This is a genomic window from Tabrizicola caldifontis (assembly GCF_004762095.1).
GTDB classification, from domain to species: Bacteria; Pseudomonadota; Alphaproteobacteria; order Rhodobacterales; family Rhodobacteraceae; genus Tabrizicola; species Tabrizicola caldifontis.
Map to the genome: position 1 here is coordinate 24,679 of NZ_SIJH01000005.1, position 13,277 is coordinate 37,955.

Consider the following 13,277-nt stretch of genomic DNA (forward strand, 5'->3'; position numbering starts at 1 on the left):
TCCCATGACCATCCGTATCGGCAATGCGCCCTGCTCCTGGGGCGTGGAATTCGCGGACGACCCGCGCAACCCGCCTTGGCGGCAGGTTCTTTCTGACTGCGCGCAGGCCGGCTACAAGGGGATTGAGCTTGGCCCCATCGGCTACATGCCCGAAGATCCGGCGGTCCTGGCCGAGGCGCTGGCGGAACACGACCTTACCCTGATTGGCGGCGTGGTCTTCCGACCTTTCCACGACCCGGCCCGGTGGGACGAGGTAATGGACGCTGCCATCCGCACCTGCAAGGCGCTGACCGCGCATGGTGCGCAGCATCTGGTGCTGATCGACTCCATTTCCCCCCGCCGCGCTCCGACTGCCGGCCGTCCCGATGCGGCCGAACAGATGGGCCCCGCCGAATGGGCCGCCTTCCGCGACCGCATCGCCACCGTGGCGAAGATGGGGGCCGAGGATTATGGCCTGACCGTCGGGATCCACGCCCATGCCGCCGGTTTCATCGACTTCGAGCCGGAGCTGGAGCAGCTGCTGGAAGAGGTGGACGAGAAGATCCTGAAGATCTGCTTCGACACCGGCCATCATTCCTACGCCGGCTTCGACCCGGTGGCCTTCATGCGCCGCCATATCGGGCGGATTTCCTACATGCATTTCAAGGACATCGACCCGAAGGTGAAGGCCGATGTGATCGCGAAAGGCACCGGGTTCTACGACGCCTGCGGCCAAGGCATCTTCTGCAACCTCGGGCAGGGGGACGTGGACTTTCCCGCCATTCGCCAGATCCTGTTGGACGCGGGCTTCCAGGGATGGTGCACGGTCGAACAGGACTGCGACCCGACGCTGGACGTAAGCCCCATCGACGACGCGCGGAAGAACCGTGAATATCTGCAATCCATCGGCTTCTGAGGGGGCGACCATGGGCAAACTGAACTGGGGCATGATCGGCGGTGGCGAAGGCAGCCAGATCGGTCCGGCGCATCGGCTGGGTGCGCAGGCCGACGGGCATTTCGCCTTTGTTGCCGGCGCTCTCGACCACCGGCCCGAGGCGGGGCGCGACTATGCCCAGCGCCTTGGCATCGCCCCCGACCGCGCCTATGGCGACTGGCGAGAGATGCTGGAAGGCGAACGGAACCGCCCGGACCGCTGCGATCTGGTGACGGTAGCCACCCCGAACGCCACCCATTTCGAGATCACCAAGGCCTTTCTCGAGGCAGGGTTCCACGTCCTTTGCGAAAAGCCGATGACGATGACGGTTGAGGAAGGCGAGGAAATCGTCCGCGTCGCGGAACGGACGGGCCGCATCTGCGCGGTGAACTACTGCTATTCCGCCTATCCCATGGTCCGCCAGGCCCGCGCCATGGTGCGCAATGGCGACATTGGCAAGGTCAGGCTGGTGGTCACTAATTTCAGCCACGGCCACCACGGCGACGCCACCGATGCCGAGAACCCCCGCGTCCGCTGGCGGTATGACCCGGCGATGGCCGGCGTTTCCGGCCAGTTCGCCGACTGCGGCATCCATGCGCTGCACATGGCCAGCTTCATCTGCGACGACGAAGTGGAAAAGCTTTCCGCCGATTTCGCCTCGACCATCCCGTCCCGCATGCTGGAGGATGACGCGATGGTGAACTTCCGCATGTCGCGCGGCACGGTCGGGCGGCTCTGGACTTCGTCGGTCGCGATCGGGCGGCAGCACGGCTTCGACATCCAGATCTTCGGCGAAACCGGGGGCCTGCGCTGGGCCTCGGAACAGCCGAACCAGCTTTACTACACGCCGGTCGGCGGGCGGACGCAGATCATCGAAAAGGGCGAGGCCGGACTTTACGAGGATGCCAGACGCCTGTCCCGCGTGGCCATCGCCCACCCCGAGGGCTTTCCGCTGGCGGTGGCGAATATCTACTGCGACCTTGCCGACGCAATCCGTGGCGCAGCGCGTGACGGCCTGCCGACCGCACCGGCCGGGGTTCGTTCGATGGCTGCCGTGCATGCGGCGGTGGCATCGGCAAGGGCGGGCGGAGCCTGGACGGATGCCAGGCCGCCGATGTTCCGCAAGGCCGGTTGAACGCTTGTAGGTCCGGGCCCCGGCTGAAAGCGGACCGCTCCTCGTTCGACTCCGTCTCCTCGTCGCGGCACCTGCGCGAGGAGTGACGAAGTCATCGACGAGGCACCGGTTGCGGCTGCGATGACGTTTGTGCCAGCGAGCGCAGGGTCTGGCGTTCGATCAGTTCGCAGGGAAACAGCGTCACCTCTGCCGGGTGCTCGGGGTCGGCGATGGCGGCCGCAACCGCCTTGATCGCGGCGGCAATGATCCGGTCGATCGGCTGGCGGATCGTGGTCAGCCCGATGATCTGCCACCGCGCCATTTCCATGTCGTTCAGCCCGATCAACCCGATGTCGCCGGGCACTGACAGGCCTGCCTCCCGGATGGCGCTGAGTGCGCCGATGGCCAGCAGGTCATCGCCGCAGAAATAGGCTTCGGCGGGGCCGCCTTCCAGAAGGCGCTGCATTTCGGCCCGGCCAGCGTCGAAGGTGTAGTCCGAGGCATAGCTGGTGCTGACAGCAATCCCGGGCTGGCCGCGGAGGGCGGCCAGGAAACCGGTTGCCCGGTCCTGGGTCGAACTTGCCGCTTCCGGCCCGCCCAGAAAGCCGATCTTGCGATACCCCCTTGCGATCAGCGTCTCGGCGGCCATTCTTCCGCAGGCGATGTTGTCGATCCCGACAACTGGCACCTCGGGCGCCTCCGAAGGGCGGCCGAAAGCATGGACCACCGGAATACCCGCCTGCCGGAACGCCGCGGCAAAATCGGTCGGCAGGGTGGATGATGCGACGATCACGCCATCCACCGAATACTGGCGCAACATGCGCACCGATCCTGCCGGATCTGTCGCGGCGCTGAGGTTCACCACCAGCGGTCTCAGCCCCTGATCCTGAAGGCCGCGGGTGAACTGATCGAACACCTCAAGGATCGCGGGGTTGTGGAAATTGGTGACGACGAGGCCGATCAGCTTGGTCCGCCCGGTGGTCAGCGCCGAGGCCAGTGCGTTCGGCGCATAGCCCAGAGCCTCGGCCGCCGCCTCGATCCTGGCCCTTGTCCGGGGCGAGACCGACGCGCCGGGCGTGAAGGCGCGCGACACGGCCGATCGCGACACGCCCGCGCGTTCCGCCACATCCTTCAGCGTAACTGCCATGCGCCGTCCCGGTTCTGTTCCGTCCTGAGGGGCGCAGTCTACACGCAGCGGCCCCGGGGGCAATGCCGCAGCCACTTGTTCCGTGCTGCACGCAGGGGCATTCTGACCCCGCAGCACCGGGGGAAGCGCCATGACCAGAAGAACCTGCATCGTCACCGGGGCCGGGCGCGGCATCGGCGCGGCCGTTGCGCGCGAGATGCACGCCCGTGGCTATGCCGTGGTGCTGATGTCGCCGTCCGAGAACTGCCTGAAGCTGGCGGCAGAACTGGGCGGGGTTGCCAGGTGCGGGGTGGCGCAGAGCGAAGCCGATCTTGCCGCCATCGTCGATCTGGCGCTGCACACATACGGGCGGATTGACGCTGTACTGAACCATACCGGCCATCCGCCCAAGGGCGATCTGCTGGAAATCGCCGACGAGGGTTGGGATCTGGCCCATGAGATGATCCTGAAATCGGTCCTGCGCATGGCGCGCCTTGTCACGCCGGTGATGGAACGGCAGGGCGGCGGGTCCATCGTCAACGTAACGACCTACGCCGCCTTCGAGCCTTCGCTCTGGTTCCCGGCCTCCTGCACCTACCGGGCGGCGGTTTCTTCCTTCACCAAGCTTTACGCCGACCGCTACGGGCCGCAGAACATCCGCATGAACTGCCTGGCGCCAGGTTTCACAGACAGCCTGGATGTCGGCAAGTATGCCCACCTTGCCGCGCTGAAGCGGATCGCCACCGTGCAGGAACAGGCCAAGGCCGCGGCCTTCCTGCTGACTGACGATTCGAGCTATGTTACCGGCCAGACCCTGCGGGTCGATGGCGGACTGACCCGCCACGTCTGAGCCGGCGCCTCAGAAATCGGTCGGTGCCCCGCCTTCCTGCTTGCGCCGCGCCACGAACTGGCGCAGCTCTTCCTGATGGTCGCCATTCATGGGCGGTGGCTGGAACTCGGCCAGGATCTGCTTGTACAGGCGGTGCGCCCGTTCGACCGTCCAGACCGAACCGTCCGCCTGCCACGCTTCGTAGTTGCGCCAGTCGCTGACGAAGGGCGCATAGAAGGCGTGCTGATAGCGGTCCTGCGTGTGCTGGACGCCGAAGTAATGCCCGCCTGGTCCGACCTCGCGGATCGCGTCGAAGGCAAGGTCCGCCTCGGTCGTGGCCCAGGTCGCCTCTTCGAAATAGCGCTGGATCATCTGCAGCACTTCGCAGTCCATCACGAACTTCTCGGGGCTGGCGATCAGCCCTCCTTCCAGCCAGCCGGCCGCGTGATAGACCATGTTGGTGCGGCTTTGCACCGCAGCCCACAGGCTGTTCGAGGTTTCCCACATCGCTTGCCCGTCCGGCACGTTCGCCGCGCAGACGCCGGACGATCGCAACGGAACGCCGTAGAACCGCACCAGCTGGCCGGTCATCTGCGTTGCCCGCATGTATTCGGGCGTGCCGAATGCGGGGGCGCCCGACTTCATGTCCACGTTCGAGGTGAAGGTGCCGATCGCCACCGGACAGCCCGGCGCGATGTATTCCAGCAGCGCGATCGCCGCCAGCGCCTCGGCAATCGAAAGGGCCACCGCCCCGGCCATGGTCACCGGTGCCATTGCGCCGGCCAGCGTGAAGGGCGTTACCACCACGGGCTGCCCGCGCCGCGCCAGCCGCATTGCGCCATCCAGCATCGGATAGTCGTGCTTCAGCGGGCTGACCGAGTTGATGTTGGTATACATCCGTGGCCTGGCGCGGAACTCGTCGTCCGTCAGCCCACCGGCGATGCGGACCATTTCCATCACGTCCTCGACCCTCTCGGCGCCCAGCGAATAGGCATGCACGACCTTGTCGGTCAGCGTCAGCTTTTCATACAGGCAATCCAGGTGACGGACCGAGGCATGGATGTCCACCGGCTCTACGGGATAGCCGCCGGCGATGTGGATGCAGTTGAAATACTGCGTCAGCTTCATGAATTCCTTGAACGTCTCGAAATCGCCAGAGCGTTTGCCGCGTTCCATGTCCCAGGCGTTGGGTGGGGAAGAGACGTTGACGAAGACCATGTGGTTGCCGCCCATCACGATCTCGCGGTCCGGGTTGCGCGGGGTGATGGTAAAGCTTTCGGGCGCTCGGCCGACCATCTCCATCACGAAGGCTTCGTCCATGCGGACGTTGGTGCCATTCACGATGCAGCCGGCGCGGCGCAGATGGTCCACTGCATCGGGGTTCAGGAACTCGATCCCGATTTCGGACAGGATGCGCATCGCGGTCTTGTGAATGCGCTGGACACCCTCGGCATCAAGCGGCTCGATGGGCCGGTCCGGGTTTACCGGGATGCGCCAGGGCATCTGGTCGATTACCGCCGTTCCCGCGCGGGTCTGCATCCCCGCACGTCCTCCGGCGCGTTTCCTGCGGGTCGGCTCCTGGTTCATCGCCCTTCTCCCTTGTCTTGCGGCGAGGATGGCGGAAGCCGCAGCGGCATGGGAACCATGCGTGCGACACAAAAGCGTCGTTTTCGGACAATGGGCGAGGGTTCAGGCGGCCTGTGCGTCCAGCCAGCCGGGCAGTGCGCCGATATCGGGCAGGATCACGTCGGCCAGATCGGCCAGCTCGGGGGCTTTTGCGATACCGGTCAGCACCGCAACGGTGCGCATCCCCGCCGCCCGGCCCGCCTGAAGGTCGTGGCGGCTGTCGCCCACCATCGCCACCCGCGCCGGCTGCAGACCGAGGCCGTGGGCGAAGGCGAGGCACATCCCCGGGCCGGGCTTGGCGCCATGGCCGGAATCGTAGCCCGAGATGAAGTCGAAGCATTCGGTGATTCCGTGGGCAGCCAGGTGCTGGCGCGCGGGGGCCTCGGAATCGTTGGTGGCCAGACCCAGCCGAAGGCCACGCGACCGCAGCCCGGACAGCAGCGGACGCAGGGGCACCGCTTCCGACATGGGGGCTGCGCCGGCGGTGGTGTCGATCCGCTCGGTCAGCTCGGCGACCGATATCCCGCCCAGCTCCGGGGCCAGGGCCGCGGCGATGTCCGCGGCGGTGGCGGCAATCACCGGACTGTCGGGGGCAAAGGTCAGCGTGGCGGCGTCAAAGCCGATGGCTTGGCCCAGGCTCCGGGCATGGTCGGCATCTCGCGCCAGGTCGGCCAGAAAGCCGGCGGCCCAGCGGCCCCAGCTGACGCGAAAGTCGAACAGCGTCCCGTCCTTGTCGAAAAGCAGTCCGTCGATCATGGGCACCCTACAGTTCAGGTCCAGTGCGGCACCGCGCCGCCCGGCAGCGCGGCCCGGGCCGCCTGCGGTTCCGTATATGGGAGCGAATGCGCGTCACAGAAAGCCATCACCCGCCGATCGTCCATCAGCAGGAAATCGAGAATCGCCAGATGAAAGTCCGCATCTGCGGCGCGCGCGCGCAGATCGTCCGGGCCGGCTCCGGTTGCCGTCAGGAATTCGCGGATCAGCACCTCGTCGGAGGCCAGCCAGGCAAGTGCCCGGATAGCGAGCAGTTGCGCAGAGTCCTGTCGGTTATTCACGCGGTGTCCTGCGTTTTCGTTTTGCCTGGGCCGGTATTCCGGCCGCCACAGGGGCTTTGGAAAGGATTTCTTAACCACCTCGGTAACACACTGTTCACTGTCTGGGGAAGGAGTCGTGGCAGCGGATGATGAGCGGGCGGGTTCTCATAGTCGATGACGTGGCGACCAATCGCATCCTGTACAAGGCGCGGTTGGCTGCGGCATTCTATGAGCCGATCCTGGCTGCCGATGGCGCAGCTTGCCTGACCGCTGCCGTCGAACAGCGGCCGGATCTCATCCTGCTTGATCTGGTCCTGCCCGACATCCCTGGCCATGAGGTTCTGCGCCGTCTGCGCGCCGATCCGCGCACCGCCGCGATTCCTGTCATCGTGCTTACCGCCACCCAGGACGCGGGGGAACGTCTGGCCGCATTTTCTGCCGGGGCGGACGATGTGATCGTGAAGCCTGCTGCCGATCAGGTCTTGCTTGCGAGGGTGCGCAACCTGCTGCGCGCAAGGGCTGACAACGATTTCCCGGCCGGCGGGACGCCGATCCCCGGTCTTGCCGAACCGGCGGCAAAGTTCGAGCCTGCGGCCAGCGTTGCGCTGGTCTCGTCCCGGATCGACGAGGCGCGGCGCCTGCAACGGGAGCTGTCAGGCGTCCTTCGCGGCCGCCTGCGGGTGCTGTCGCGGCCACAGGCCCTGGCCGAGGCGGCACAGTTTCCCGCGGGTGCCAGCGTGCCGGATGTGTTCATCGTGCGCGATGACGGAAGCGACGAGGCGGGTGCGCTGCGCTTCCTGTCCGAACTGAAAAGCCACCAGGCCACGCGGCATTCCGCTGTCTGTGTCCTTGGCCCGGTCGGCGAGGGGGACGATGCGGCGATGGCCTTCGATCTGGGCGCCGATGATGTGGTGGGCCCGAACGTCACGCCTGCAGAACTGGCCTTGCGCACCAGCAGCCTGGTGCGGCGCAAGCGTCAGGGCGACCGGCAACGTGCCCGCATGCAGGACAGCCTGCGCCTTGCGCTCGTCGATCCGCTGACCGGGCTTTACAACCGCCGCCACGCCATGCCGCAGCTTGAGGCCATCGCCGCCGCCGCTGCCGACACCGGCAGCCCCTTTGCGGTGATGGTGATCGACCTTGACCGCTTCAAGCTGGTCAATGACCAGCATGGCCATGCCGCAGGCGACCAGGTTCTGGTCGAGGTCGCGCGTCGGCTGACGGCCAATCTGCGATCCACCGATCTGCTGGCCCGCATCGGCGGGGAGGAGTTCCTGGTCGCTCTGCCCGACTGCTCGATGGCCGAGGCCCGGCGTGTGGCCGAACGTCTGTGCGAGGCGGTCGAGGAACTGCCTGTCCGGCTGGCCTCGCGGCAGCGCCTTTCGGTCACGGTTTCGATCGGTGTGGCGGCGGCGAACCCGCGGCTGCATCAGCCCATCGCTGCCGAGAAGGTGGTGGAACAGGCCGACCTGGCCTTGCTTGATTCCAAGGGGGCAGGGCGCAACCAGGTCACCTATCGCCTGTCAGCCGCCTGACATCTCAGTTCCCGGACCGTCGGCGCAGGCCCTTTTCCAGCCGGTCGGCAAAGGCACGACGCTGGGCATCCGACATTTCCAGAAGCCGCCGCGCGATCAGCTCGCGGCCAAGGGCCAGCCGGTCGGCCATACGCACCTCGATGGCCGCCAGCGCGGCCTGCATGGCGTCGGCATCGAACGGGCTGGTGCGAAGGGCCACAAGCAGTGTGGCGAATTCCTCTTGCGTCGCCGCCCTTGCCTCGCGGAAGCCGGGGGCACGGTCCTGCAACGCCTTGCGAAGGGCGCGGCGGTCCTGCGCATCCAGCGCTTCGCTGAACGGCCCGAAGGACAGATCGCGCGGCATCCGGTCGCGAGGTGGGCCTTCCCTGACCCAGGCCCCAAGCGCCAGGCCCGCAACCGTCAGGTTTAGCGCCACCGAAATCGCCAGCGCAATCTTGATCCAGCGTGATGCGCCAATGCCTTCTGCCGGCTTTGCCATGACTCAGCCCTCCGTCATCAGGAAGTCGGTCGAAGGGAACAGGTCCACCGTCTCGGCTGAGGCGACCCCGCCGGTCAGGTAGTCGACTGTCGCGGGGTCGAGGTAGCCGACCACAAGGCCCACGATCAGGAAGGAACACACCCCGGCCAGGACCGGACCGCCGCCGAAGGCCTGAGCGAGGCGCGCAAGCCAGCCCACCCGCGGCGCGTCTTGCATCATGACCGGTGCCAGTACCTGTTCGCCGAGCGCATCGGCCAGAACCCGGTCCATCAGTCCTGGCGAGGGCTTGGGCCGCGTTCGGGCGGCCATGTCCAGCAGATCATCCAGATCCCTATCCCGCATCGCGGTCATCCTCATATCCCAGCGCCGATTTCTGCCCTGCAAGTGCATTGGACAAGGCCCTCTTGCCCCGCGCAGTCAGGCTTTCCACAGCCTCGACCCCGATCTCCATCACGGCGGCGATCTCGGGGTTCGAAAGCCCCTCGATATGCCGCAGCACCACGGCCTGACGCTGCCGGTCGGGCAGTCCGGCCAGTGCCGCCTCAAGCGCGGCCAGTCGGCGGGCATCCTGAAGCCGTCCGTCGGGGCTTGGCGCCCCGTCCACGGGCTCTGGCGCGGCGTCAAGCCCCACCTGCCCCTTCCGCCGCACCGACCGCTGCCGGTCGATGCACAGGTTCGTGGCGACCCGATAGGCCCAGGTCGTCACCTTCGTCTCGCCTTGCCGCCAGTCGCGCGCCACGCGCCACAGCCGCAGCATGGTTTCCTGCACCACATCCTCGGCCTCGGCCCGGTCGCCACCCAGCATCCGCACGGCATAGGCCAGGATGCGGGGGGTGATGCGCTGGGTCAAAGCCAGTGCCGCGTGACGGTCTCCATTCGCATAGAGCACCATCAGTGCCTCGTCCGAGGTGTCGCTGTCCGCATCATAGGCCATTGTCATGCTGCAAGGGGTCTAGCCTGTCCGGTGGCCGGGACAAAGCCCGATCAGTTCCAGTCGTGGCCCATCATGCCCTGCTTGCGCTTCTTGCCCATCCGTTGGCCGGCGGCCTCGAGTTCCTCTTTCGAGATCAGCCCGTCACCATCGCTATCGAGACGCGAAAAGGCCATTTCGGCTGGGCCCTTGCCCATTTCCTCCAGCGAAAGTCTGCCGTCGCCGGTGACGTCGCGCCGTTGCAGCATCCGGTCGGCACGCTGGCCCATGCGTTCGGTCATCATGGCCATCTGGTGCGCCGCGATCTCGTCGCGGTCCAGAACCCCGTCGCCGTTCGCATCGGCCGCGGTGAACATCGCCTCGCGGTGGGCGGCCAGTTCTGTCGGCGAAATCTTGCCGTCGCCGTCCGTGTCGATCCCGTCGAACATCTGCAGAAGCATCGCGCCAGGGCCGGGGCCGCGGCCTGGCCCCATGTCGGCCAGCGCGGCCGTGGCGACGGCTGACCCGATCAGGGCAAGCGCAACAAGGGTGGTCTTGGTTCGTGCAGGCATGGTCATCTCCATTTCCAGGCCGCTTTCCAGGGCCCTTCTGCGCATTCTCACGTCCGGCTTCCGCCATTCCGTCGCAAATCTTTGCGACATCGGGACACAGGGGCCGACTGCCCCCTTTTCCCTGCCCTGCCCGCGGCGCTAATGTCCCGGCCCTGTCCGGCGGGGCGAGTCCCGCCTTTGCGAAAGTCCGTCCGATGTGCCCTGTCGATACTGCCGTCCCTGTCTTTCCTGCGTTGGAGGATGATCGCCCCGTCCGCACTGCCCTGTTGCGTGGCTGGCGGCGGCGTTGTCCGAAATGCGGGGCGGGGCCCATGCTGCGCGGCTATCTGACCGTGCGCGATACCTGCCCGGTCTGTGGCGAGGCCCTGCACCACCACCGCGCCGACGACGGGCCTGCCTATCTGACGATTCTGATCGTCGGCCACCTGATGGCGCCCCTCCTGATGGTGGTCTTCACCACCTGGCGGCCCGAGCCTCTGACGCTGGCCGCGATCTTCACCGTGGGCACCGTCGCGCTGTCGCTGTATCTTCTGCCGCGGCTGAAGGGGGCGATGGTGGCGTTGCAATGGGCCAAGCGGATGCACGGTTTCGGTTCCAGCCCCGATGTCTGAACCGATCCGCCCCGCGGCTACCGTGATTCTGACGCTCAGGGGTCATGAGGGTCCGCAGGTCCTGATGGGCCAGCGTGGGGCCGGGGCGGTGTTCATGCCGTCGAAATTCGTCTTTCCCGGTGGCGGGATCGACCCGGAGGATCACACTGCGCCGCAGCGCGGCTGGCTGGCAGTGGACTGCGCCCGCCGCCTTGCGCTGCTGACGCCCGAGGACGCCCCCGCCCCGGATGTTACCGTCGCCGCCGCCCTGCGCGAACTGCGCGAGGAAACCGGATTGCGCCTTTCCGGCCCGCGCCAGGGCGGCCTGCGTTTCGTGTTCCGCGCGATCACACCGCCCGGCCGTCCGCGCCGCTTTGATGCGCGTTTCCTCTTGGCCGATGCCGATGACCTGGACGGCGACCCCGAGGATTTCGCTGCCGCCTCGGGCGAACTTTCGCATCTTGGTTGGTTGCCTCTGGCGCAGGCCCGCGCACTGGACCTGCCCTTCGTGACCGAGGTGGTGCTGGCAGAGGTTGCCGCCCTATTGGCCGGAGGCGATCAGCCCGGTGTGCCGTTCTTCGACAACTCTGGCCCCACGCCGCAGTTCCGGCGTCTCGTCTGACGTCACGGCGCCGCCCTTGTCCACCGGCCAGATCGGGTGCGGCACCGGATCCTTGGCGCGGAACAAATACTGGCGGAAGATCTCGGCATAGTTCCGGTAGCGGTAGCCTTCGTTTCGCCGCAGGTAATGTTCGCGGTTGGCGAAATACATCCCTGGCAGGCGATACCACGGCACGTTCGGGTGCATGTGGTGGACAACATGGAAATTGTTATTCAGGAACAGAAGCGAAAGCGGGCCACGGCTTTCGATTATGACGGTCCGCGCCCGGGCCGCCTCGTGCGCGCGGTGTTCCAGGTAGGTGCGGATCTTCAGCAGGCTCCAGCCCAGATAGGCCGCGACCAGCCACGCCCAAACCGGCATCGGCACCCAGGCCAGCCACAGAAGCACCAGTGCCACACCTGGCACATGCAGCGCCCAGGCCAGCCAGACCCGCCGGTCGCCGCGGCGCATTGCCGCCAGATCGCCCGTGACCAGCGCCCAGGTGGAAATCGCCGGGCCGACCAGCATGCGCCCGGCCAGCGTGTTGTTGAAACGCAGCAGAGCTCGCACCGGCATCGGCAGCCGCGCCCACACCGCCGGATCGAGGTAGTTCGATTCAGGGTCGTCATAGGGGTCGGTCAGCGCTGGGTCGAAGTGGTGCTGTAGATGCGTGTCCTTGAACCGCAGGTAAGGCACGAAGAACGTCAACCCCGGAAAGACCAGCGCCTCGGACAGTGTCTGGTTGCGGAACGGGTGGCCGTGCAGCACCTCGTGCGTCAGCGAGGAAAACTGCCCGATGGCCAGTGCGGCAGCCAGGATGGCAAGGGTGGGTGACAGCTGCCACAGCACGGTGCTGGCCAGCGCCCAAAGCGCATAGGTGGCGGCAAAGACGATCAGGGTGGGCCATTCGACGGCCCGGGTCGCAGTCTGCAAGATGATCCCCGGAAATATGACTCTGGCGTCAAGGGTAGCAAAGCCCCCGATGGAGCGGAATTCGGGATATTGTCTACCAAAGGCGACGCGTGATGCTATAAACAAACGCATGATGGATAAAATAGACAAGCGCGATCGTGCCCCCGTCTTTCGCGCCCGTTTGGCCGAGGCGATGGCCGCGCGCGGCATCACCCAGGCTGCACTTGCCCGCGCAACCGGGGTGGACCGGTCCACCATCTCGGCCCTGTTGCAGCCGGGCACGCGCCTGCCGAACGCCCAGCTTGCCGCGGACTGCGCGCGCGCACTGGGAATCAGTGCCGACTGGCTGCTGGGCCTGTCAGGCCGGCCCGAGCCCATCGCCGACCTGCTGGCCGCATCGCTGACCCTGACCGAGGCGCCGCGTGCGTTGATCGACGAACGCATCTTCGCCTGGCATCAGGAAGCGGCGGGCTACAAGATCCGCCATGTGCCCGCCACGCTGCCCGACATGCTGAAGATCCGCGGCGTGGTGGAATGGGAATACGAGCCGCAGCTGGGGCGCACCGCCGAACAGGCGATCGGCGCCTTCGAGGATCGCCTTGCCTGGATGCGTGGCGCTGGGTCAGATTACGAAATCGCGCTGCCCGTTCATGAACTTAGGGCATTTGCCACGGGCACCGGCTATTACGAGGGGCTGTCTGCTGACCTGCGCCTCGCACAGCTGCGACATCTGCAGACGCTTTGCGCACAGCTTTATCCGTCGCTTCGCCTGTGCCTGTTCGATGCGCGCAAGCTGTTTTCCGCCCCCGTCACCATCTTCGGCCCGCTTCTGGCGGTGATCTACCTTGGTGGGCATTATCTTGCGTTCCGCGACACGGCTCGGGTCGAGACGATCACCCAGCATTTCGACCTTCTGGTGCGCGAGGCAGATGTCGGTGCGCGCGACATGCCCGCGCATCTTGATGCGCTTTGCGCGCGGGTGGGCGAGAGTCGCTGATCCAGCCCTGACGGCCTGTCCTGGCCGACCTCGGACAGGA

General features: G+C 66.5%; 16 protein-coding genes. 7 read left to right on the forward strand and 9 right to left on the reverse strand.

Going from position 1 to position 13,277, the window contains the following annotated elements; all coding sequences use genetic code 11:
- Positions 1–4 precede the first annotated feature (4 nt).
- Both EYB42_RS05215 and EYB42_RS05220 read left to right on the forward strand, forming a co-directional pair.
- Positions 5–895 carry a TIM barrel protein gene (locus EYB42_RS05215; RefSeq protein WP_135448814.1) on the forward strand — a complete coding sequence of 297 codons (891 nt, stop codon included), beginning with the start codon at positions 5–7 and terminating at the stop codon, positions 893–895.
- Positions 896–905: 10 nt separating this feature from the next.
- Positions 906–2,048 (forward strand): Gfo/Idh/MocA family protein, encoded by a 1,143-nt coding sequence (locus EYB42_RS05220; RefSeq protein ID WP_135448815.1) that lies wholly within the window; start codon positions 906–908, stop codon positions 2,046–2,048.
- Between the two features lie 91 nt (positions 2,049–2,139).
- On the opposite strand, the gene EYB42_RS05225 is transcribed toward EYB42_RS05220, so the two are convergent.
- A complete protein-coding gene (locus EYB42_RS05225; RefSeq protein WP_135448816.1) occupies positions 2,140–3,174 on the reverse strand; it encodes a LacI family DNA-binding transcriptional regulator in 1,035 nt (344 codons plus the stop codon).
- A 130-nt stretch (positions 3,175–3,304) separates the two neighbouring features.
- Between EYB42_RS05225 and EYB42_RS05230 the strand changes: the two genes are divergently transcribed.
- On the forward strand, positions 3,305–4,003 hold the full coding sequence (locus EYB42_RS05230) for an SDR family oxidoreductase (protein ID WP_135448817.1): 699 nt from the start codon (positions 3,305–3,307) through the stop codon (positions 4,001–4,003).
- 9 nt (positions 4,004–4,012) lie between these two features.
- On the opposite strand, the gene EYB42_RS05235 is transcribed toward EYB42_RS05230, so the two are convergent.
- The 3 genes from EYB42_RS05235 to EYB42_RS05245 form a co-directional block, all read right to left on the reverse strand.
- Positions 4,013–5,569, reverse strand: coding sequence for a trimethylamine methyltransferase family protein (locus EYB42_RS05235; RefSeq protein WP_135448818.1), 1,557 nt, complete (start codon positions 5,567–5,569; stop codon positions 4,013–4,015).
- 102 nt (positions 5,570–5,671) lie between these two features.
- Positions 5,672–6,364: an HAD family hydrolase gene (locus EYB42_RS05240; RefSeq protein ID WP_135448819.1), complete on the reverse strand. Its 693-nt coding sequence runs from the start codon at positions 6,362–6,364 to the stop codon at positions 5,672–5,674.
- Positions 6,365–6,378: 14 nt separating this feature from the next.
- Positions 6,379–6,663, reverse strand: coding sequence for a DUF3572 domain-containing protein (locus EYB42_RS05245; protein WP_135448820.1), 285 nt, complete (start codon positions 6,661–6,663; stop codon positions 6,379–6,381).
- A gap of 128 nt (positions 6,664–6,791) precedes the next feature.
- Here EYB42_RS05245 and EYB42_RS05250 point away from each other — a divergent pair, with 128 nt between their 5' ends.
- Entirely contained in the window at positions 6,792–8,177 is a 1,386-nt protein-coding gene (locus EYB42_RS05250) for a diguanylate cyclase (protein WP_135448978.1), read from the forward strand.
- Between the two features lie 4 nt (positions 8,178–8,181).
- On the opposite strand, the gene EYB42_RS05255 is transcribed toward EYB42_RS05250, so the two are convergent.
- Genes EYB42_RS05255 through EYB42_RS05270 form a run of 4 tightly spaced genes read right to left on the reverse strand, consistent with a single transcriptional unit; the run spans position 8,182 to position 10,182 of the window.
- The gene (locus EYB42_RS05255) at positions 8,182–8,655 is read right to left on the reverse strand and encodes a periplasmic heavy metal sensor (protein WP_135448821.1); all 474 of its coding nucleotides are present in this window, start codon (positions 8,653–8,655) and stop codon (positions 8,182–8,184) included.
- Positions 8,656–8,658: 3 nt separating this feature from the next.
- Positions 8,659–8,997, reverse strand: coding sequence for a dihydroorotate dehydrogenase (locus tag EYB42_RS05260; RefSeq protein WP_135448822.1), 339 nt, complete (start codon positions 8,995–8,997; stop codon positions 8,659–8,661).
- Complete coding sequence (locus tag EYB42_RS05265) at positions 8,987–9,595, reverse strand: RNA polymerase sigma factor (RefSeq protein ID WP_135448823.1); 609 nt, start codon at positions 9,593–9,595, stop codon at positions 8,987–8,989. The genes EYB42_RS05260 and EYB42_RS05265 overlap by 11 nt, the downstream gene beginning before the upstream one ends.
- Positions 9,596–9,639: 44 nt before the next feature.
- Positions 9,640–10,182, reverse strand: a complete 543-nt coding sequence (locus EYB42_RS05270; protein ID WP_167850934.1) for an EF-hand domain-containing protein — start codon at positions 10,180–10,182, stop codon at positions 9,640–9,642.
- 149 nt (positions 10,183–10,331) lie between these two features.
- Here EYB42_RS05270 and EYB42_RS05275 point away from each other — a divergent pair, with 149 nt between their 5' ends.
- Both EYB42_RS05275 and EYB42_RS05280 read left to right on the forward strand, forming a co-directional pair.
- The gene (locus tag EYB42_RS05275) at positions 10,332–10,748 is read left to right on the forward strand and encodes a DUF983 domain-containing protein (RefSeq protein WP_135448825.1); all 417 of its coding nucleotides are present in this window, start codon (positions 10,332–10,334) and stop codon (positions 10,746–10,748) included.
- Positions 10,741–11,349: an NUDIX hydrolase gene (locus EYB42_RS05280; protein ID WP_135448826.1), complete on the forward strand. Its 609-nt coding sequence runs from the start codon at positions 10,741–10,743 to the stop codon at positions 11,347–11,349. The genes EYB42_RS05275 and EYB42_RS05280 overlap by 8 nt, the downstream gene beginning before the upstream one ends.
- Here the strand turns inward: EYB42_RS05280 and EYB42_RS05285 are convergent.
- Positions 11,269–12,261, reverse strand: coding sequence for a fatty acid desaturase (locus EYB42_RS05285; RefSeq protein ID WP_346763298.1), 993 nt, complete (start codon positions 12,259–12,261; stop codon positions 11,269–11,271). The genes EYB42_RS05280 and EYB42_RS05285 overlap by 81 nt on opposite strands.
- Before the next feature lie 109 nt (positions 12,262–12,370).
- On the opposite strand from EYB42_RS05285, the gene EYB42_RS05290 reads away from it, so the two are divergent.
- The gene (locus EYB42_RS05290) at positions 12,371–13,237 is read left to right on the forward strand and encodes a helix-turn-helix domain-containing protein (RefSeq protein ID WP_135448828.1); all 867 of its coding nucleotides are present in this window, start codon (positions 12,371–12,373) and stop codon (positions 13,235–13,237) included.
- The last annotated feature ends 40 nt before the right edge of the window (positions 13,238–13,277 follow it).